Here is an 18,344-nt window from a genome sequence, read left to right on the forward strand (position 1 = left end):
GAAATTGGTCCGATGCGATCGGACCAATTTCTCTAAGATCCTGTCGCGACATCGGAGGGCGCCTCGGAAGGCCGCGTATCGAACATCTCCGCCGCCTGATCGAGCGCCCTTGCCTCGTCCGAAGTAACGGGCGCCGGCACCGGGTCCGAAGAACCGCAGCCCGCCAGAGGCAGCGCCAGCGCTACCAGCCAGAAACGCACTTTCATCAACCCTCGATCACCCGTGCATGAGGGTAATGCCTGGCGATGTGCTTGCGGATGATCTTCAGGTTGCGTGTGTTCGAGCGGAACAGGAAATCGAAGGCGTCACCCACCACCGGGATCGCGCCGAGCAGCGTATCGACACCGACATTGGCGGTCATGCGCGCCAGTTGCCACTTCGACATGCCAAGGTTGCGCGCCTCCCAGACGAGGTACATGCCCAGCAATGCCGAAACCACATCGCCCGCCACCGGCACCAGTCCAACCACCGCGTCGAGCCCGACCTTGCGGCGCAAGCCTGGGATGGTGAAGGCGTTTTCAAGCACACGCTCGAGCATTTCCACACGGCGGGTGACGGAAACCGGATCGTTCCCCAGCGGGAACTCCAGGTCCATGCGGCGGGCAGAAGTCAGTCCAGTCGCCAAAACTTTCGCACTCCTCGAACGGCAACAGCGCCGTCAGACTTATTTGGGCACCCAGGCCAGCGGCATCAAGGGGTGCCAGCCCCAGGTGTTCGGCGCGAAGCCATCGACACTGCCACGCACCAGCGACCAGCGGATCGGCGTTCCGAACGGAATGAAGACGTTGGCAGCAGTCAGCTCCGCTTCGGCTTCGGTCAGCAGCGCCGCGCGGTCCTGCGGCGTCGCGGCGCTGGCGGCCTCGACAGCTCGTGCATCGGCTTCGGCCGAACAGAGCCCTCGCCGTTCGGCGCAGGACAGCCGGTTGAGGAACCAGGCCGCGCGGGGATAACGCGCCACGTCATCGATCAGCACGAGGTCGGCATCGCGCGCATCCTTGTCGCCGCTGCGCACGAGGCGCAGCCCGATCGCGGACAAATCGGCGGACAGGCGCTCGAACAGAGTATCGCTGCCCTCGCCCTGCGGCAGCCAGACGACCAGACCCGGCGCATGCTCGGAAAGCGCCGCCGGTTGCGGCGTATTGCCGCCGCGTGACAGCAATCGTTGCAAGGGCCGCTTGGGCGCATCGGCCTTCGGCGACGAGACCGGCGCAGCAGGCTGGCCGCCTTGCTGCGCCTGCCAGCGCCTGACCCGCGCCGCCGCGACAGCGCGGCGCTCGTCAAGCGACTGGTTGCCCCAGCGCTCCCCGATGGTGCCGAGATCGCCATCGAGGCTGGGGCTCACCACCCGGGTCGTCGGCGACCAGCCCCCCAGGCTGAACGGGGCAATCAAGCCATCGCGGTCGATCGCCATGGCGATGGCCTCGCGATTGGCGGGATCGGCGAGGAAGCCGTGATTGTTCATCACCTGCAATCCGAACAACCCCACGACCGGATCGACCTGGATGGTGCCGCGCAGGATGCCCACCGAACGGGTGAGCGGGAAGTCCTGGATCTCGCCGCCCATGACAATATCGACGGCACCGTCATTAAAAGCGGCAACGGCTTCGGGGCCGGACACCGCGCGCAGGTCCACGCGGCGGGTTCGCTGCGCCCAGTTCTCGATGGCGGGCAGCCCGAGATGCGCCGGATCGATCGGCGTGAGCCGCGCCGCGCCCCGGTCCCGCTCAAGCCGCATCGGCCCGGCACCGCGCTGCTTGTGCACGAGCCCGAGTTCAGGCTGCGCCAGCAGTTGCAGGAGATAGGGCATCGGCCGGGCAAGGCGGATCTCGATGACCCGCCCGGCCATCGCCCGCACTTCGTCGATCCCGCCAAGATCAAGCGCAAACGGCGTATCGCGCGTGTCTTCCAGCGCCTTGTCGATCGCCTGCTTGGCCGATGCGGCAGTGAGCGGATCGCCCGAGAGCCAGTTGCCGTCGCGCAGGCGGAAAATGTAGCTCAAGCCATCGTCGGTGACGATCCAGCGATCGGCCAGCGCCGGAATGACGCGCCCCTTCTCGTCGAACGAGACCAGCCCTTCGCTGGTCGAGGCCCGCACCAGTTGCTCGGCCAGCGGTGCGCTGCGCCCGGTGCTGAAAGGGTCCGCCGGATCGCCGATAGCAGCCACGCCGAGCGCCGAATTGCTGGCCGATCCGCACCCGGCGAGCGCCAGCACCGCCGCAAGGACGCCTGCCTGGATGCCTCTTCGCGATGGGATATTGTCAGCCGGCATGAGTATGGGCCTAGTCGATTTCCCCCGGCCGGCAAATGGCAGGCACCGCCATTACGGCAAAAACCGCGATCGGCGTGTCAGATCTTGCGCAGCGCGCCGGTTTCAGGGGAATAGCGGGCCTCGTGGTTGCGCACGAAACGCGGCGTGGCGTCTTCGGCCGCGGCCACCGTCACCCGCGCCAGCTTGGGATCGATCTCGCCACTGAAGGCCACCCCGAAGCGATTGTCCTGTACCCAGGCAACCGCCCCCTCGACCCAGCCAATGTTGCGAATGTTCACCTTCACGAGCGTGCCGCGAACCACCCGGACGCTGCCTTCGCCCATCATGCCGCCGGGAGAAAGATTGCGAACCTTGATCCGCGCTTCGCCGTCCAGGCCATCGACGCGCAGGTCAGCCATGAGAAACAGGCTGTCGCGTGCGATCTGTCGATTTTCAGCTTCGCTCATCTACTCTCGTCCGGTAATCGAGGCGGCCGTCGAACGTCGTGCAAGACGCGGCGGACGCAAATACCCGGCGAGCCTAACACGAATGTTCGCTCGTTCTAAGGGGCAGTCACCAAGAAAGCCTTAATGATGCGGACCGATCACCGGCCCGCGACGCGGCCCCAGACCGGGTACCACGCGGACACGAACCGTGCAGACACGGTTAAAAGTGAGTCATCCGCGATACGCGGCATCGCGCAAGCGGCCCTGGATCGACGAACGGCCCGCTGCCCCCGGCTGCGGGCCGTTCGTCGATCAGGCGCCTCAATCGTCGCGCGAAACCTTTTCGCGGCGCTCATGCGCTTCCTGGGCTTCCACCGTCATCGTCGCGATCGGACGCGCTTCCAGACGGCCGAGGCCGATCGGTTCACCCGTCACTTCGCAGTACCCGTATTCGCCTTCCTCGATCCGGCGCAGCGCCGAATCGATCTTGGCGATCAGCTTGCGCTGCCGGTCGCGGGTGCGCAGCTCGATCCCCCAGTCGGTCTCGCTCGAAGCGCGATCGTTGAGGTCGGGCTCCCGGATCGGACCGTCCTGAAGTTGGGCCAGGGTGCCGGCCGATGCATCGAGGATCGATTTTTTCCAGGCGAGCAGCAGGCGCCGGAAGTAGTCCTGCTGCGAATCGCACATGTACGATTCATTCTCGGCAGGAATATAGGAACCGCCAAGCATGCGCTTGGCCTTGGCGAGGACATCAATTTCGTCAGATAGGGCCGTTGCCATCCAGAGAATCTCCGCACGAATCGCCCCGGCCCGCCTACGCCCTGCGGCCCCGGATTTTTCCAGTGACCTCCCGGCAAACCGTGGTGGGGCGGCCTATAAGGCCGGTATTCTACCGGCACAAGGACATAACCCGAGCCGTCCACAAAAAACCTGAACGGCTGTTCGATAACAGAGCGGAATATACCGGAACCGCAAGAGCAAGGTTTTTCGATTGATCGTTAACGCTTTGTTGACCATGAATCGGTCAGCTTGTCCCCATCGCAAGACCGAACCTCGGTCCAATGCAAACGGGGGTATCAGACGATGGGCACTGTCTGGATCGATTCACTGGGTTTCGCCGCGCAGGAAGCGGACATCGCCGCCGAGGACCTGCTGGTGGCCGATTGCCTCGCCGCTGCCGCTCGCGGCGATACCTCGGCTTACTTCGACCTTGGCGTCGCCTACTCGACTGGCAGCCACGGCGTCGGCTGCGACCTCGTCGAAGCACACAAGTGGTTCAACCTCGCTGCCGTTGCCGGCCATGAGGAAGCTCCGGCCTGCCGCGCGGAAGTCGCCGACGAAATGACCGCATGCGAGATCGCCGAGGCCCAGCGCCGCGCCCGCGAATGGCTCTGCGCCACCACCCCCAAAGCGGCTTAATCCTTGCGGAACGGCGTGCGCTCGCCCAGCCAGATCTGGTCCTGCGCGATGCCCGCCCGTTCCTGATCGAGATAGTCGGCAATGGCCGCGCGCAGGCCTTCGTGGGCGATATAGTGCGCTGAAACCGTGCGCACCGGTTCATACCCGCGCGCCAGCTTGTGGCCGCCCTGGGCGCCTGCCTCAACCCGCGAGAGGCCCAGCGCAATGGCGGCATCGATGGCCTGATAGTAGCACAGTTCGAAGTGGAGAAACGGCCTCTCCACCAGCGCGCCCCAGTAGCGGCCGTAGAGCGCCTCCTCGCCGATGAAGTTCAGCGCTCCCGCCACGGCCTTGCCCTCGATATAGGCCATGACCAGCAGGATGCGGTCCGCCATCGTCTCGCCCAGCCGCGAAAACGCTTCGCGCGTCAGATAGGGCTGGCCCCACTTGCGCGCACCGGTATCCTGGTAGAACGCCCAGAACGCGTCCCAGTGCTCCTCGCGCACATCCACGCCGGTGAATGTGCGGATCTCGACGCCTTCCTGCGCTTTCTCGCGCTCCTTGCGGATATCCTTGCGCTTGCGCGAGGATAGCGCGCCGAGGAAATCGTCGAAGCTGACATAGCCGCGATTTTCCCAGTGAAACTGGATATCCTCGCGCAGCAACCAGCCCGCGGCCTCGAAGGCTGGGACTTGCCCGGGCGCGATGAACGTCGCGTGGGCGGAGGAAAGGCCGTGCTGGTGGCACAGCGTTTCGGCGGCACGCAGCAGCGGCAGATGGAGTTCGGGATGCACCGTGAGCAGCCGCGGCCCCGTGGCTGGGGTGAACGGCACCGCGATCTGGAGCTTGGGGTAATAGGCGCCGCCCGCCCGGTGCCAGGCATCGGCCCAGGCATGGTCAAAGACATATTCGCCCTGGCTGTGCTCCTTGAGATAGGCCGGAAGCGCCGCGGCAAGACGGCCGTCCGGCCCCGCGATGGTGATCGGCACCGGGCTCCAGCCACTGCCTTCGCCGACACTGCCAGAGACTTCCATCGCCGAGAGAAACGCATGGCTGACAAAGGGATTGCCGCCGCCGCTCAATGCATCCCACTCGTCCGCCGGCAACGAGGTCACGCTGCCGCTGATCCGCGCGGTAAAATCGCCTTCGCTCACGCCAGTTCCTCGTCGCATTGCTCGAAGATCGCGGCATCGGCATGGTGGCGGACCCGCTCCTGGTGTTCGGGGCTGCGCACGGTCCAGCTCGCCACCGGCAAACCGCGGTCGCGCTGGGCGCGGGCAAAGCGGCTCGGCAGGTCGTGGACGTCATAGGCCAGGAAATCGGGCCGCGCCTGCCACAAGGCCAGATGGCGGCGGATCTTGCCGGGCAAGGCGCGGTCCTCGCCCTCGCTGACGATCAGCCCCCGCACGGTCAGCGGTGAATGGATGCGAAACCAGCGCGAGACGCGGGGATCGAAGCTCATCACCGCACAGTCGCCGGCATAGCCCTCAAGCACCCGCCGCACCGCCAAGCACAGGGCGGCGATCCGCACCCCGGGGCCGGACTTTATCTCGATAAGAACCGGAACCCGCCCGCCCACGCGGTCAAGCACGCGGCGCAGGGTGGGGACCGTCTCCTCGCTGCCGGTCAGCGTGACCGCTCCGAGCTGGGCGGCGCTGCGGCGGGAAATCGGTCCGCTCTCGCCGGTCAGGCGGTCCAGCGTGGCATCGTGGAACACCACCGGGGTTCCATCACCCGCCCGCTGCACGTCCAGTTCGATGCCAAACTGGCCCCGCAGCGCCGCATCGAATGCGGCAAGCGAGTTTTCCGGGATACCCGCGCCGTGCAGGCCCCGATGCGCATAGTCGCGTGCGCCGATCCACCCGACCCGCCGGGGGTCGGGGGCCGGCACCAGCCATCGATCAATCGAGGCGAGCAGCACGAAGCGTCACGATGGCGTCCACTTCCACGGCAGCGCCGAGCGGCAGCACCGGCACGCCGACAGCGCTGCGGGCATGCTTGCCGGCATCGCCGAATACCGAGACCATCAGTTCCGAAGCGCCGTTGGCGATCTTGGGCTGGTCGGTGAAATCGCCGGTCGAGTTGACGAAGGCGCCGAGCTTGACCACGCGCTCCACGCGGTCGAGCGAGCCGAGCGCGGCCTTGAGCTGGGCCAGGATCATCAGCGCGCAGGCCTGCGCCGCCTCGACGCCGGCGTCAAGGCTCACGTCCTCGCCCAGACGGCCGGTGACGAGCTTGCCGCCGACGAAGGGCAGCTGGCCCGAGACATAGGCGGTGTCGCCGGCGATCACCACCGGCACATAGGCGGCAACCGGAGCGGCGGCTTCGGGCAGCGTCAGGCCAAGGGCGGCAAGGCGGGTTTCGGCTTCAGTCATGATGGAACGGTTTCCTGTCAGTTTGGATCAGTGGGGGGTGTTGTCGGTCAGCCAGTCGAGCAGCCACGGGGTGGCGCTCTTCCAGTCGTCGATTCGCGCATGGGCATGTCCCGCCGCATGGGCGCAGGCGATATGCGGCGCCAGCAGCGGCTCCGCGCAAAGATGCAGGCGGCCGATTTCCGGCGCGAACTCGGCTACCGAGCCGTGATGCTGGGCCAGATCGTCGATGAACACCGCGCGGCTGGGCGCATATTCCTCGAGGATCGCCTTGAGCGCCGGGCCTTTTGGTCCTTGGTTCGTGTAGACCCTGAGGTGGACACCGTGGTCGGCCAGCTGGCGCTGGCGGGCGTCCTGCCGGAAATCCATGAGATTGGTGAGCACCACCACATCGGCATGTTCACCGATCGCGCGAATCGCGTCCATCGCGCCTTCCACGGCGGTCTGGCGATGCATCTGGCCATCGAAGAACTTGTTGAGCAGCGACCACATCTCGGCCTGTTCAAGCAATTCACCCGAGGCAGTGCGGCGCATCGCGCTGGAAAAGTCCCCGCGTGACATGTCGAACGTGACGCCCTCGTCCTCGGCCAGCCAGTCGCGGAAGTGGCTGACCATGTAGAGCAGCACTTCGTCGCAGTCGGTGATCAGCAGCGGACGGCTCATCGGCCGATCCTCTGACGGGCGGCGGCCAGTTCCTCGGGCTTTACGCCCAGCACGTCGGCGGCGGCGACAAGGTCCGGCTCGTGCGCACAGAGAAAATCGAGCACCGCCGTCAGCGTGCCGATCTCGCCCAGCGAGGTGCGCAGATGATCGGGCGTCAGGCCGGTCAGCGCCAGGAATCGCTCGGCACGATCGCCGTCGCCCAGCACCCAGCCCAGCGCGTGGAGCGCCAGCGTTTCGGCATCCTGCGATGAGGAAGGGGAACTTCCGAGAATTGTCAGCCTCGCTTGCCTGTCCTAGAGCGGCGGTTCAGCCACTAGATGGGGTTCAGGCGCGGAATGGCAAAGCGAATCCTTGTTGTCGAGGACAACGACCTTAACCGGAAGCTCTTTTGCGATGTTCTCACGAGTCAGGGCTTCTCGGTGGAGCCGGTCGCGGACGGGCTCCACGCGCTCGACAGGGCGCGCGAATTCGTACCCAACCTCGTCATCATGGACATCCAGTTGCCCAATGTCTCGGGCCTGGACCTGATCGAGGCGGCCAAGAAGGACGCGGTCCTGCGCACGATCCCGGTGCTGGCCGTCACGGCCTATGCCGGCAAGGGCGACGAGGAGCGCATCCGCGAGGCGGGGGCCGAAGGCTATCTCGCCAAGCCGGTCTCGATCGGTCCCTTCATGCAGGCCGTCCGGGCGCTGGTTTGACCCTTCCCGCACGCGTTCCGGGCGCTGGTTTGGCCCTTCCCGCAAGCGTTCCGGGCGCTGGTTTGCCCCTTCCCGACGCGCCCGTGCTTGACTTTACCCCCCGCCGCCGCTTTTGCGCCGCAATTATCGGCCAGAGCGCCGACCGAAATTACCGGAGTTGAAATGACCATGGACCGCGCAGAGACCTCGGCCCGCATCGCCGCGCTGATCGAACCTTTCAACAAGAAGGGCATCGAGATTACCGACGCGACCCGCTTCACCGACGATCTCGAATTCGACAGCCTGACCGTGATGGACTTCGTTGCCGAAATCGAAGACGGCTTCGACATCATCATCTCGATGAACCAGCAGGCCGAGATCGAGAACTACGGCCAGCTCGTCGACGCCGTGGTCAAGCTCCAGGGCTGAAGGATTCTGCGATGACCGACATGCTCAGCGATAACGAGACGCAAGGCGCAACCGACCTGTTCAGCAAGTTCGATCCGCTGATCGAGATGCGCAAGGGCCTGCTCTCCACCGGCGTGACCGATCCGTTCGGCCTCGTCATGGAAAAGGTGATCTCGCCCACCGTCGCAATGTGCAACGGGCGCGAGACGATCCTGCTCGGCACCTACAACTACATGGGCATGACCTTCGACCCCGACGTCATCGCCGCGGGCAAGCAGGCGCTGGACGACTTCGGTTCCGGCACTACCGGCAGCCGCGTGCTGAACGGCACCTACGCGGGGCACAAGGCGGTCGAGGAAGCGCTATGCGACTTCTACGACATGAAGCACGCCATGGTGTTCTCGACCGGCTATCAGGCCAACCTCGGCATCATCTCGACCATCGCCGGCAAGGGCGATTACATCGTGCTCGACATCGACAGCCACGCCTCGATCTGGGACGGCTGCAAGATGGGCGACGCCGAAGTCGTGCCGTTCAAGCACAACGACATCGAGGCGATGGAAAAGCGCCTGCGCCGCATTCCCGAGGGCGCGGGCAAGCTGGTCGTGCTGGAAGGCGTCTACTCGATGCTGGGCGACATCGCCCCGCTCAAGGAAATGATCGCGGTCGCCAAGAAGTACGGCGCCATGGTGCTGGTGGACGAAGCGCACTCGATGGGCTTCATCGGCCCCAACGGCCGCGGCGTGGCCGAGGACCAGGGCTGCCTTGACGATGTCGACTTCGTGATCGGCACGTTCTCCAAGTCGGTCGGCACCGTCGGCGGCTTCTGCGTCTCGAACCACCCCAAGTTCGAGATCATGCGCCTGGTCTGCCGTCCTTACGTCTTCACCGCCAGCCTGCCGCCCAGCGTTGTCGCCACCGCCGCGACTTCGGTGCGCAAGCTGATGCACGCCGCCGACAAGCGCGCGCACCTCTGGGAAAACTCCAAGGTCCTGCACAAGGGCCTGACCGATGCCGGCTTCCAGCTCGGCACCGAGGAGCCGCAGAGCGCGATCATCGCCGTCATCATGCCCGACCTCGAACGCGGCGCGATGATGTGGGAAGCGCTGCTGCACGAGGGCCTCTACGTGAACCTCGCGCGTCCGCCGGCGACCCCTGCCAACATGACGCTGCTGCGCTGCTCGCTCTGCGCCGAGCACTCGGCCGAACAGGTCCAGCAGATCATCGGCATGTTCACGCGTGCGGGCAAGACGGCCGGCATTCTCGGCTAAGCCGCGCTTGCGCGATCCAGGCAAAGGCCCGGGCATGACGGTGCGGCTGCGCATCGTCGTGCCCGGGCTTTTGCTTGTGGGGCTGGGATTGGGGCTGGTCGGCCACAGTGTCTGGAAAGACCAGCGCCGCGCCCGCCTTGTCGGGCTGACCGACAGCGCCTGCAGCCCGGCGGGCCGCTCGATCACCGGCAGCGACTACGACGACTGGGGCGGCCTGTGCTTCTACCGCGCCGCCAACACCGCCCTTCGGCGCGAGGGCCTGCATCCCGAAGTCGTGATGATCGGCGATTCGATCACGATGGGCTGGCCGACGCTGGGCACGCAAGTGGTCAATCGCGGCGTCGGCGGCCAGACCAGCAGCCAGATCCTGCTGCGTTTCCGGCAGGACGCGCTGGACCTCGGCCCGCGCATCATCCACCTCATGCTCGGCAGCAACGACGTGTTCGGCCTGACCGGCCCGGTCACGCTGGACCAGATCGACGGCAATGTCCGCACCATGGCCGAGCAGGCACGGCGGCACGGCGCGGTGCTGATCCTCGGCACGCTGCCGCCCTCGAAAGGTTTCGGCGGCCTGTTCGCGCCCGACCCAGGCCCCGCCATCGCCCGGGTCAACCAGCGCCTGAGCCAGATCGCCCGCCAGGAAGGGCTGGTCCTTGCCGACTACCACGCCGCCCTGGCGCGTCCCGACGGATCGATCCGCGAAGAGCTGTTCGTCGACGGCATCCACCCCAACGCGGCGGGTTATGCGGCGATGCAGCCGATCTACCGCGCCGCGCTTTCGGAGGCGGAACGACGCCGCAGTCAGGCCGCGACGCCGTAAGGCCGCCTCCGAGACTATCTGGAAATTCGCAAAAAGCGCATTTCGCGGCACCGGGCCGGTGCCGCCACGAAAATACCCGTTCGGGCATTTTCAAAACAGCCTCTCACCCCTTGTGGCGATCGACCAGCGCGAGGAAGTTCTCCAGCCAGCCGCCGACGAACCCGGCCGACTGCTCGCCGATGGTGCCTTCAGGCGTGATCAGCCCGTCCTTCCACTGGATGAACGCCTCGGGCGCGCCGAGCGTGGGCATGTCGAGATAGGCCAGCACGTTGCGCAAGTGCTGCTGTGCCAGCGCCGAGCCGATGGCACCGATCGAAACACCGATCACGCCCGCCGGCTTGCCCGCCCAGACGCTCTGCCCATAAGGGCGCGAGGCATGGTCGATGGCGTTCTTGAGCACGCCCGGGAACGACCGGTTGTATTCCGGCGTCACGAAGATCACGCCGTCCGAACCGGCAATGAGCGCCTTGAGCGCCGTGACCGGCTCGGCCTGATCGGCATCGTCGTCCTGGTCGTAGAGCGGCAGCGAGCCGATGTCGGCAAAGGTGAATTCATGGCCCTCACCCGCCGGCAGGCGGATCAGCGCTTCCGCGAACTGGCGGTTGAACGATCCTGCGCGCAGGCTTCCGACGACAACGGCGATCTTCGACATGACGACTCCTTACGGCTACTGGCTGCCGCGCGGCACTATCCCTGCAAATGGTAGCCTTTGGAAGTCCCCATAAAATGAGGGAAGTGCTGCCCGTCATCTGCCGTCAGATCGCGTGTTCGTCGTCCTCGGTCAGTTCGCCCAGCTTGCCCTCGGCGGGCTGCTTGCCCGGCTTGTGCTTGCGGTGCGCCTCGAAGCTGGCGCGGTCGGCATCGAACGTCATGTCCCAGGGAATGTTGTCGCCCCGGAAGATCGGCGGGGCATTGTTCGACCACAGCAGCGAGCCGAAGCGGAAGTCCCAGGCCCGCGGCACCCAGTTCTCGTCGAGATAGTCGGTATCGGCGTGATACTCGGCCTCGCCCGCCTTGCCGGGCATGTCGCAGTAATAATAGATCGCGCTGGAAATGCGGTGGCGCGAGATGCCGCCCGAGCTGTTCATGCTCTCGTTCTTCCAGCCCTTCGCCTCCATGATGTTGGCGCCGAGCATGACTTCGTCGATGTCGTCCATGCCGAAGGCGATGTGCATGAACTTGAAGTGGTCGGGGGCGATGGGAAGGTCGCAGTTCACCCAGAAGATCGAGTGGTGCTCATAGGTGCCGCCCGCGCGCGCGAAGATGCCGACGCCCTTCGAATGGTCGACATAGTGGAAGCCGAAGTGGCGCTCGTAGAACTCGAAACTGCCGACGTAATCGGGCGAGAAGAACACCACGTGGTTGATCGTCTTGGGCACCGCCCGCTGGCGCCAGATGCGGTGCTGGTTGAAGCGCGGATAGCTGGCGGGGGTGTTGACCGGGCTCGCTTCCGAATGGAACGCCCGCTTGGCCCAGACGCGCAGGGCGATCGGCTGGCCGTCGGGGCAGACGGCGTGGACGGTGCCGTCGGCATCGCGCGTCACCGCCACTTCCGAGGCGAGGCTGGCGGCGATTGCCTCAAGGTTGTCGGCACTGTCGACGCCCCAGACGGTTTCCTTGAGGCCGTCGCCGGGGAACGGGTCCGGGCTCGGCAGGCGGGCGTCGCCGTGGCGCAGCACGATCAGCCGGCTGCCCGAGGCAAGGCGGAACACCGCCTCGTCCTCGCCCGCGCGTTCCATCGGCAGGCCGAAATCGGTCCAGAACCGTGCGTGCTCGGCCACGTCGGCGACGCCGAACAGGACGCTCTCTACTCCCAGAATGCTCATGCTTGTCTCGATCCTGACTTTTCCAGAGCTCGGTTATGACCGGCAGGATGAGCCAGGAAAAACGCATGGAATCGGATCGCAGCTATCGAGCGCGCCGAATTGGCGTCAGGTGGAAAACGCCGCCTCGGTATGGCGCGGCACCCAGAGCAGGCCGACCAGGCTGAGCACGGCGGCAAGCGAGATGTAGAGGCCGACGAACAGCACCCCGCCCCTGTCCACCAGCCCCTGCGCCACCGCCGGCGCAAAACCGCCGCCGAGAATGCCGCCGACGTTGAAGGCGATCGAGGATCCCGTGTAGCGCACCCGCGCATCGAACAGCTGCGGCAGCAGCGAGGCGAGCGGGCCATAGACAAAGCCCATGGTGAACAGGCCAAGCGAGAGGAACGCGGCGATGGCGGTGAGCGATCCGGCCGCGAACATCGGGCCCATCAGCAGGCCGACAACGATGGCGCCCGCACTGCCCGCGATCAGCACCGTGCGCGAGGTCCAGCGGTCCGCCGCATAACCGGCCAGCACGATGCCCACGGCCATGAACAGGATCGCGAAAAGCTGCACGCCAAGGAACGCCTGACGGTCGTAGCCGAGCGTCGTGGTGCCATAACCCAGCGCAAAGGCGGTGGTGAGGTAATAGATCGCGAAACAGGCGACGACCGCGAACGTGCCCGCCAGCGTCTGGCGCAAGTGGGTGCGGAACAGCTCGATGATCGGGATCGCCTTGGGCTGCTCGCCGTGCGTGGCCGCAAAGGACGGGGTTTCCGCGAGGCGGAAGCGGATCCACAGGCCGAGGCCGACCAGCACCGAACTCAGCAGGAACGGGATGCGCCAGCCCCAGCGCACGAAATCGCTTTCGGACAGGGTCAGGCTGAGCACGAGGAACAGGCCGTTCGCCGCGATGAAACCCACCGGCGCCCCCAGCTGCGGGAACATGCCGAAGCGCGCGCGCCAGCCCGGCGGGGCATTCTCCACCGCCAGCAGCGCCGCGCCGCCCCATTCGCCGCCAAGGCCAAGGCCCTGGGCAAAACGCATCAGGCAGAGCAGGAACGGCGCGATCCAGCCCGCGCTCTCGTAAGTGGGCAAAAGACCGATGGCGACCGTCGCCCCGCCCATCAAGAGCAGCGAGGCGACCAGCGTCGACTTGCGGCCGATCCGGTCCCCGAAGTGGCCGAACAGCGTCGCCCCCACCGGGCGGGCGACAAAGGCCACGCCGAAACTGGCATAGGCGGCAAGCTGCTGGATCGAGGCGGAATGGGCCGGGAAGAACAGCGGCCCGAACACCAGCGCGGCGGCGGTGGCGTAGACGTAGAAGTCGTAAAACTCGACCGCGGTGCCGACCAGGCTGGCGGTCAGGATGCGCGCATGACGGCGGTATGCGTTCACCGGCCCGCGCCTTTAGCCACGCGGTTGCCCCGATCTGCCGTCACTTGCGCTGTCCTTTTCGAAAATTGCGAATCGGAGCGGACTTACGGCAATTGTTGCAGGAGTACACCCGCGCTCGCGCATTTTTCGCAGGATGCAGAGGCGCAGGCGCGCAGCTTGCGCCTCTGCCCCATGTCAGCGCCCCTTGCGGAACAGCAGGCTGAGGATGAACAGGATCGTCCTGGCATCCAGCAGCTTGAGCGCCGCGCGCGCTTCTTCCGGCGTCACTTTGGCGACCATCGGCATCGCCCCGAAGATCTTGCCGCGGATCATCAGGTTGTCGCCGTCCCGCTCGATCCGGCGCACCGCCATCAGTTCCTTGTCCTGCGCATCGAGGATGCGCATTACCGGGGCCTTCTTGTTCTGCGCCATCATACCGCTCCTGCGCAAACCTTGTCGAATTCGATGTCGAGGTCGTCCATCATCTGGATCGCCGTCGCCCGGCCCGCGCCGAACACGCCGCCGCCCGGGTGCATGAACGGCCCGACGAGATAGAGCCCCTCGATCTGCGGCACCCGCAGCGAACCGAGGTCCGGCGTCGGCCGGTGTCCGACCGACTGGTAGAAGAACGGTGCGCAGCCGTGGATGTCGCCCTTGAGGAAGCTGGCCGGGCTGTCCCGCTCGTGATCGACGGGGGAGCGGATCAGGCGGCCGGTGATGTTGGCATCATCGAGGTTCGCGTAGAACTTGCGGTACTGCGCCAGCGCCTTGTCGGCGATCTCTTCCTTGCGTTCGTCCCACGAACCCGGACCATCGGGCCAGAGGTCGTAAGGCGCAAAGTTCACCCCGTAGAACACACCCGCGCCTTCGGGCGCCCGGCTGGGATCGAAGATCGTGTTGTCGCCGCCGGCGATCAGCCGTTCGGACACTTCGCCGCGCCGCAGCTTGTCGTACTCCAGCAGCATGTCGCGCATGGTGTAGAAGTCCATCAGCTCGGTCATCATGGCATTGGCGTCGTTGCCGACCTTCAAGCGCAGCCGCTCCTTCAGGGTCAGGTGCGTGAGGTTGATCGAGAAGGTGGACTGCGTCACCCGCTCCGCGCGCTGAAGCACCGGCTCGGGCGTTTCGGCCACGAACTTGCGCAGCACATGCGGATGAATCGCGCCGATCACGCCGTCTTTCGCCATGAAAGTCTCGCCATCCACCAGTTCGAGGCCGGTGGCCTTGCCGCCGGATACGATCACCCGGCGCACTTCGGCGTTGCAGCGCACTTCGCCGCCGAAATGCTCGATAGCGCGGACCAGCGCGTGGGAAAGCTGGCCGGAGCCGCCCTTCGGCATCGAGCAGCCATAAGCGTGGATGATCCCCGGCATCAGGAAAGCGCCCATGCCGGTGCCCAGTTCGTCGGGCATCTGCAGGTTCTCGGTGACCATGCGCACGATGTGGAGGCGCAGCAGGTCGCTCTCGAAATACTGGTTCACCACGTCGAGCGCCGAGCGCTGCATGACGTCGAGCAGGAAGCGCCCTTCGTCGGACTGGTCCATCATCGCCACGAAGGCGCCCATCGGGAACGGCGGGGCGTAGAGGCCGGACATGAACATCGGCAGCGCCGCCATCGAGGCCGTGGCGAACTTGCGATAGGCCTCCGCATCCTTGGGCGAGAAGGCTGCGATTTCCTCGCAGGTGCGGTCCAGATCGCGCCAGGAGCGCACCATGGTCCCGTCTTCCCAGATCGAGGCGTGGGGCAGTTCGGGATAGATATATTCGAGGCCGAACTTGCCGAGCAGGCCCAGCTCGTCCTCGCGCAGCATCGGGTTGCCCTGGATCATGATGTGCACGTTGGAGTGCTCGTCATGCCAGAAACCCGGCTGGATCAGCTCACGCGTGGAAACGCCGCCGCCGTAGTGGGCTTTCCGCTCCAGCACGATCACCTTCTTGCCCGCCTTGGCCATGTAGGCGGCGGCGACGAGGCCGTTGTGCCCCCCGCCCATGACGACCACGTCGTACTGGCTCATGCATGCTCTCCCGAAAAGAAGGCCCGGAACCGTGCGATTCCGGGAACGTGGCTGGCGCAGCCGCCATCGGCGACCAGCACCTGGCCCGTGATGTTGCGGGCCGCGTCGGAGGCGAGGAAGGCCACCGCCTCGGCAATGTCCTCGGGCGCGCCGAGGCGGTCGCGCAGGGTTTCCTCCTCCACCGCCTGACGCAGCACCGGCGGGAAAGCCTCGCGCAGCGCCGGGGTCATCGTCATGCCGGGGGCGACGGCGTTGCAGCGCACGCCATGAACGCCGTGGCTGGCGGCGATGGCGCGGGTCATCTGGATCACCGCCGCCTTGGAGGAGGAATAGGCCGCCTGAATCATGTGCCCCTGCAATGCGAGGTTACTGACGGTGTTGACGATATTGCCGCCACTTGCCCGCAAATGCGGCAGGGCGGCGCGGCAGGCGATCATCGTGCCGCGCACATTGACCGCGTAAGTCCGGTCCCAGAGTACGGTGGCCATGTGCTCCACATCGCCATCGGCCTGCGCGATGTCCGGGCCGAGCAGTGCCGCGTTGTTGTGCAGCACGTCGAGCCTTCCGAACTGGGCCACTGTCCGTGCGATCATCGCCTCTATCGAGGTTTCCTGCTCCAGATCGAGGTGCACCGCGATGGCATCGGGCAATGTCGCGGCCAGGTCCTCGGCTGCGGAAAGGGCAATATCGGCGATCACCACTTTTGTCCCGCGCGCGGTCAGCAACCGGGCGGTGGCGCCGCCGATCCCGCCGGCTCCGCCGGTGATGACGGCAACCTTGCCATCCATTCTCGTCGCATCTGCGACCATCGCACTCTCCCGGAATTGACCTTGTTTGATCCCGGCATAAAGTGCCTCCCGATGGATGGAAGACGGCACTTTTTTGTGCCCATTACGGGGTAATTCGTGGAACCGCTGGACCTGCCGGGGCTGCGCGCCCTGGCCGATGAAATGGCGCGTCATGGCCACGAGCGGGAGGCGCCCGCGCGCGCGGTCATGGCCATGCTGGGGGACCGCTGGACCACGCTGATCCTGCTGGTGCTGGGCGAGGGCGAAATGCGCCATGCCGACCTCAAGCGCGTGGTTGCGCAGCTATCGTCCGAGCAGGCGATTTCGCAGCGGGTGCTGACGCTGAAACTGCGCGCGCTGGAACGCGACGGCTTCGTGCTGCGCAGCGTCAGCGCGGACGTGCCGCCCAAAGTCGCCTACCGGCTGTCAGGGCTGGGGGAGGACCTGTTCGCCAGGGCGCGCGGGATGATCGACTGGATCAATACCCGCTCGGACGCGATTCACGAAGCGCGGGAGCGTTACGATCGCGAGCATGGGCGCGAGCATGGGCGCGAGCATGGGCGGGAGCATGGTCGAAATGGCGAGTTCGACTGACTCGCCATCCGCCACACTTCAGGCCAGCCCCACTCGATCCACCTCTACCCAAATCACTCCGTCGCCCTCGCGAAGGCGGGGCCCCGCTTCCTTCTGCGACCTCTCACATGCCGCACGATAAGCGGGATCCCCGCCTTCGCGGGGATGACGAATTTGGGGTTGAGGGGCCGGGTACGCAGCAGGCCTAGGCGGCGTGGACAAATTCCGCATTGCCACGGCTGGAGACAAAAGCCGTCAATTCAAGAAGGTGAGGCGCAGGAGTATGTCGATACTTCCAGCCGAGCCGACGCCGAAGGGACGGCTTTTGCCTCCAGCCCCGTAGGGGTTGCCCTGCAAGCTGCGCCAGCAGCGTTGCTCCGCCTTGAAAGAGGCCCGCTCTTCCTGCGGCTTCGCGCCTTGCTGGCGCAGCTTGCAGGGCAACCGTGGCAATGCGGAATTTGTCCACGCCGCCTAGAGCGGCTTGTTGTTCATCCGGAACGCATATTCGATCCGCTCGCGCTCGTTGTCCTCGCGCTGGGCGGGATCGATGGGCACGACATTGCCTGCTCTGCCACTTCGCTGGGCGACGGCTTCCAGCTTCTCCACCACCCAGCGCAGCCCGGCGTCGTTGGAGTTGGAGATATGCCACTGGATCGCCTCGCGGATCGGCGGGAAGCTGAAGGGCATCTCGCGCATGACCAGCGGCAGACTGCGCACAAAAACCTCGGCCATGCGGCGGTGAACGGTGGCGATGCGGTTGCTGTTCATCACCAGCCCGACAATCGACAGGAAGCTGGGCGCCACCACTTCCACCCGGCGCTGCTGCTTCTGGCGGCGCATGAACCAGTCGTCGAACGCGGGTACCTGCGCCTTGCCGAAACGCGCGGTGACGTGGCCGAGTTCGAAGTACAGTTCGCGTGTCATCGGCCCCTGCAAGGCCGGATTGCCCTCCCAGCCGAGCACCACGTAGTCATCATCGAACAGGATCTGGCTGGGATGATCAGTGGAGATGGCGTAATCGATGGTCAGCAGGAGGTCGATGTACCCGCGTTCCAGCGCATCGACCGGGGTGTCGTGCATCGGCTGGATTTCGAAACGGATGCCGGGGGCCTCGCTCGAAATCTCGGCGATGGCATCGGCCAGCAGGACCTGGGTGGAATAGTCCGATGCCATGATGCGGATCTGGCGTTCCGCGGTGGCGGGATCGAACGGCGGGGCAACGGTGATGGTCGAGCGGATCTGCTCGAGCACCGCGCGCACCGGTTCGATCAGTTCCTCGGCCCGGGCGGTGAGGATCATGTGGCGGCCCTTCACCACCAGCAGCTCGTCCCCGAAGTATTCGCGCAGGCGTCCCAGCGCGCTGGATGTGGCCGATTGCGAGAGGCACAGCTTGTCCGCCGCCAGCGACACGCTGCGCTCGGTCAGCAGCGCATCGAGGGCCACCAAGAGATTGAGATCGAGCCGACCGAACCGCATTGCCATC

23 protein-coding genes are annotated in these 18,344 nt (G+C 65.8%); 6 read left to right on the forward strand and 17 right to left on the reverse strand.

Translation table 11 applies throughout. From position 1 onward, the window contains the following. Positions 1-32 precede the first annotated feature (32 nt). The 5 genes from DM450_RS25885 to dksA form a co-directional block, all read right to left on the reverse strand. Positions 33-206 carry a hypothetical protein gene (locus DM450_RS25885; protein ID WP_185928629.1) on the reverse strand — a complete coding sequence of 58 codons (174 nt, stop codon included), beginning with the start codon at positions 204-206 and terminating at the stop codon, positions 33-35. Beyond that, the gene (locus DM450_RS15390) at positions 206-595 is read right to left on the reverse strand and encodes a DUF4112 domain-containing protein (RefSeq protein ID WP_142637989.1); all 390 of its coding nucleotides are present in this window, start codon (positions 593-595) and stop codon (positions 206-208) included. Before DM450_RS15390 ends, DM450_RS25885 begins: the two co-directional genes overlap by 1 nt. A 69-nt stretch (positions 596-664) precedes the next feature. Further along, entirely contained in the window at positions 665-2,269 is a 1,605-nt protein-coding gene (locus tag DM450_RS15395; protein ID WP_142636213.1) for an ABC transporter substrate-binding protein, read from the reverse strand. A 77-nt stretch (positions 2,270-2,346) separates the two neighbouring features. Continuing rightward, a complete protein-coding gene (locus DM450_RS15400) occupies positions 2,347-2,715 on the reverse strand; it encodes a PilZ domain-containing protein (RefSeq protein WP_142636215.1) in 369 nt (122 codons plus the stop codon). Between the two features lie 300 nt (positions 2,716-3,015). After that, positions 3,016-3,474 carry an RNA polymerase-binding protein DksA gene (gene dksA, locus DM450_RS15405; protein ID WP_142636217.1) on the reverse strand — a complete coding sequence of 153 codons (459 nt, stop codon included), beginning with the start codon at positions 3,472-3,474 and terminating at the stop codon, positions 3,016-3,018. Positions 3,475-3,777: 303 nt separating this feature from the next. Here dksA and DM450_RS15410 point away from each other — a divergent pair, with 303 nt between their 5' ends. Next, on the forward strand, positions 3,778-4,113 hold the full coding sequence (locus DM450_RS15410; RefSeq protein ID WP_142636219.1) for a sel1 repeat family protein: 336 nt from the start codon (positions 3,778-3,780) through the stop codon (positions 4,111-4,113). On the opposite strand, the gene DM450_RS15415 is transcribed toward DM450_RS15410, so the two are convergent. From DM450_RS15415 to DM450_RS15435, 5 genes are read right to left on the reverse strand one after another with little or no spacing between them, the layout of a single operon-like run. Continuing rightward, on the reverse strand, positions 4,110-5,246 hold the full coding sequence (locus tag DM450_RS15415; RefSeq protein ID WP_185928630.1) for a GNAT family N-acetyltransferase: 1,137 nt from the start codon (positions 5,244-5,246) through the stop codon (positions 4,110-4,112). The genes DM450_RS15410 and DM450_RS15415 overlap by 4 nt on opposite strands. Then, the gene (locus DM450_RS15420) at positions 5,243-5,983 is read right to left on the reverse strand and encodes a glycerophosphodiester phosphodiesterase family protein (protein WP_312846147.1); all 741 of its coding nucleotides are present in this window, start codon (positions 5,981-5,983) and stop codon (positions 5,243-5,245) included. The genes DM450_RS15415 and DM450_RS15420 overlap by 4 nt, the downstream gene beginning before the upstream one ends. 10 nt (positions 5,984-5,993) lie before the next feature. Beyond that, a complete protein-coding gene (locus DM450_RS15425) occupies positions 5,994-6,467 on the reverse strand; it encodes a RidA family protein (protein ID WP_142636224.1) in 474 nt (157 codons plus the stop codon). Between the two features lie 27 nt (positions 6,468-6,494). Beyond that, the gene (locus tag DM450_RS15430; protein ID WP_142636226.1) at positions 6,495-7,127 is read right to left on the reverse strand and encodes an HAD family hydrolase; all 633 of its coding nucleotides are present in this window, start codon (positions 7,125-7,127) and stop codon (positions 6,495-6,497) included. Continuing rightward, positions 7,124-7,405 (reverse strand): DUF3572 domain-containing protein, encoded by a 282-nt coding sequence (locus DM450_RS15435; protein WP_312846179.1) that lies wholly within the window; start codon positions 7,403-7,405, stop codon positions 7,124-7,126. Before DM450_RS15435 ends, DM450_RS15430 begins: the two co-directional genes overlap by 4 nt. A gap of 57 nt (positions 7,406-7,462) precedes the next feature. Between DM450_RS15435 and DM450_RS15440 the strand changes: the two genes are divergently transcribed. From DM450_RS15440 to DM450_RS15455, 4 genes are all read left to right on the forward strand, one after another. After that, positions 7,463-7,825: a response regulator gene (locus tag DM450_RS15440; protein ID WP_142636230.1), complete on the forward strand. Its 363-nt coding sequence runs from the start codon at positions 7,463-7,465 to the stop codon at positions 7,823-7,825. A 168-nt stretch (positions 7,826-7,993) separates the two neighbouring features. Next, entirely contained in the window at positions 7,994-8,233 is a 240-nt protein-coding gene (locus tag DM450_RS15445) for an acyl carrier protein (RefSeq protein ID WP_142636232.1), read from the forward strand. Positions 8,234-8,244: 11 nt separating this feature from the next. After that, positions 8,245-9,483 (forward strand): serine palmitoyltransferase, encoded by a 1,239-nt coding sequence (spt, locus tag DM450_RS15450; RefSeq protein WP_142636234.1) that lies wholly within the window; start codon positions 8,245-8,247, stop codon positions 9,481-9,483. Between the two features lie 34 nt (positions 9,484-9,517). Continuing rightward, the gene (locus tag DM450_RS15455) at positions 9,518-10,303 is read left to right on the forward strand and encodes a GDSL-type esterase/lipase family protein (protein ID WP_142636236.1); all 786 of its coding nucleotides are present in this window, start codon (positions 9,518-9,520) and stop codon (positions 10,301-10,303) included. A gap of 103 nt (positions 10,304-10,406) precedes the next feature. On the opposite strand, the gene DM450_RS15460 is transcribed toward DM450_RS15455, so the two are convergent. The 6 genes from DM450_RS15460 to DM450_RS15485 form a co-directional block, all read right to left on the reverse strand. Next, positions 10,407-10,955 carry an NADPH-dependent FMN reductase gene (locus tag DM450_RS15460; RefSeq protein WP_142636237.1) on the reverse strand — a complete coding sequence of 183 codons (549 nt, stop codon included), beginning with the start codon at positions 10,953-10,955 and terminating at the stop codon, positions 10,407-10,409. A gap of 103 nt (positions 10,956-11,058) precedes the next feature. Beyond that, the gene (locus DM450_RS15465) at positions 11,059-12,129 is read right to left on the reverse strand and encodes a VOC family protein (protein WP_142636240.1); all 1,071 of its coding nucleotides are present in this window, start codon (positions 12,127-12,129) and stop codon (positions 11,059-11,061) included. Between the two features lie 105 nt (positions 12,130-12,234). Beyond that, positions 12,235-13,506: an MFS transporter gene (locus tag DM450_RS15470; RefSeq protein ID WP_142636242.1), complete on the reverse strand. Its 1,272-nt coding sequence runs from the start codon at positions 13,504-13,506 to the stop codon at positions 12,235-12,237. A 174-nt stretch (positions 13,507-13,680) separates the two neighbouring features. After that, positions 13,681-13,917 (reverse strand): hypothetical protein, encoded by a 237-nt coding sequence (locus tag DM450_RS15475; protein WP_142636244.1) that lies wholly within the window; start codon positions 13,915-13,917, stop codon positions 13,681-13,683. Then, a complete protein-coding gene (locus DM450_RS15480) occupies positions 13,917-15,500 on the reverse strand; it encodes a phytoene desaturase family protein (protein WP_142636246.1) in 1,584 nt (527 codons plus the stop codon). The genes DM450_RS15475 and DM450_RS15480 overlap by 1 nt, the downstream gene beginning before the upstream one ends. Next, positions 15,497-16,309, reverse strand: a complete 813-nt coding sequence (locus DM450_RS15485) for an SDR family NAD(P)-dependent oxidoreductase (protein ID WP_142636248.1) — start codon at positions 16,307-16,309, stop codon at positions 15,497-15,499. The genes DM450_RS15480 and DM450_RS15485 overlap by 4 nt, the downstream gene beginning before the upstream one ends. A 96-nt stretch (positions 16,310-16,405) precedes the next feature. Between DM450_RS15485 and DM450_RS15490 the strand changes: the two genes are divergently transcribed. Then, on the forward strand, positions 16,406-16,882 hold the full coding sequence (locus tag DM450_RS15490; protein ID WP_260609915.1) for a helix-turn-helix domain-containing protein: 477 nt from the start codon (positions 16,406-16,408) through the stop codon (positions 16,880-16,882). A gap of 450 nt (positions 16,883-17,332) precedes the next feature. Here the strand turns inward: DM450_RS15490 and DM450_RS15495 are convergent, their stop codons facing one another. Continuing rightward, positions 17,333-18,343, reverse strand: coding sequence for a LysR family transcriptional regulator (locus DM450_RS15495; RefSeq protein WP_260609916.1), 1,011 nt, complete (start codon positions 18,341-18,343; stop codon positions 17,333-17,335). Position 18,344: the final 1 nt, after the last annotated feature.

It is taken from the genome of Sphingomonas sp. IC081, from assembly GCF_006874585.1.
Classification (GTDB): domain Bacteria; phylum Pseudomonadota; class Alphaproteobacteria; order Sphingomonadales; family Sphingomonadaceae; genus Novosphingobium.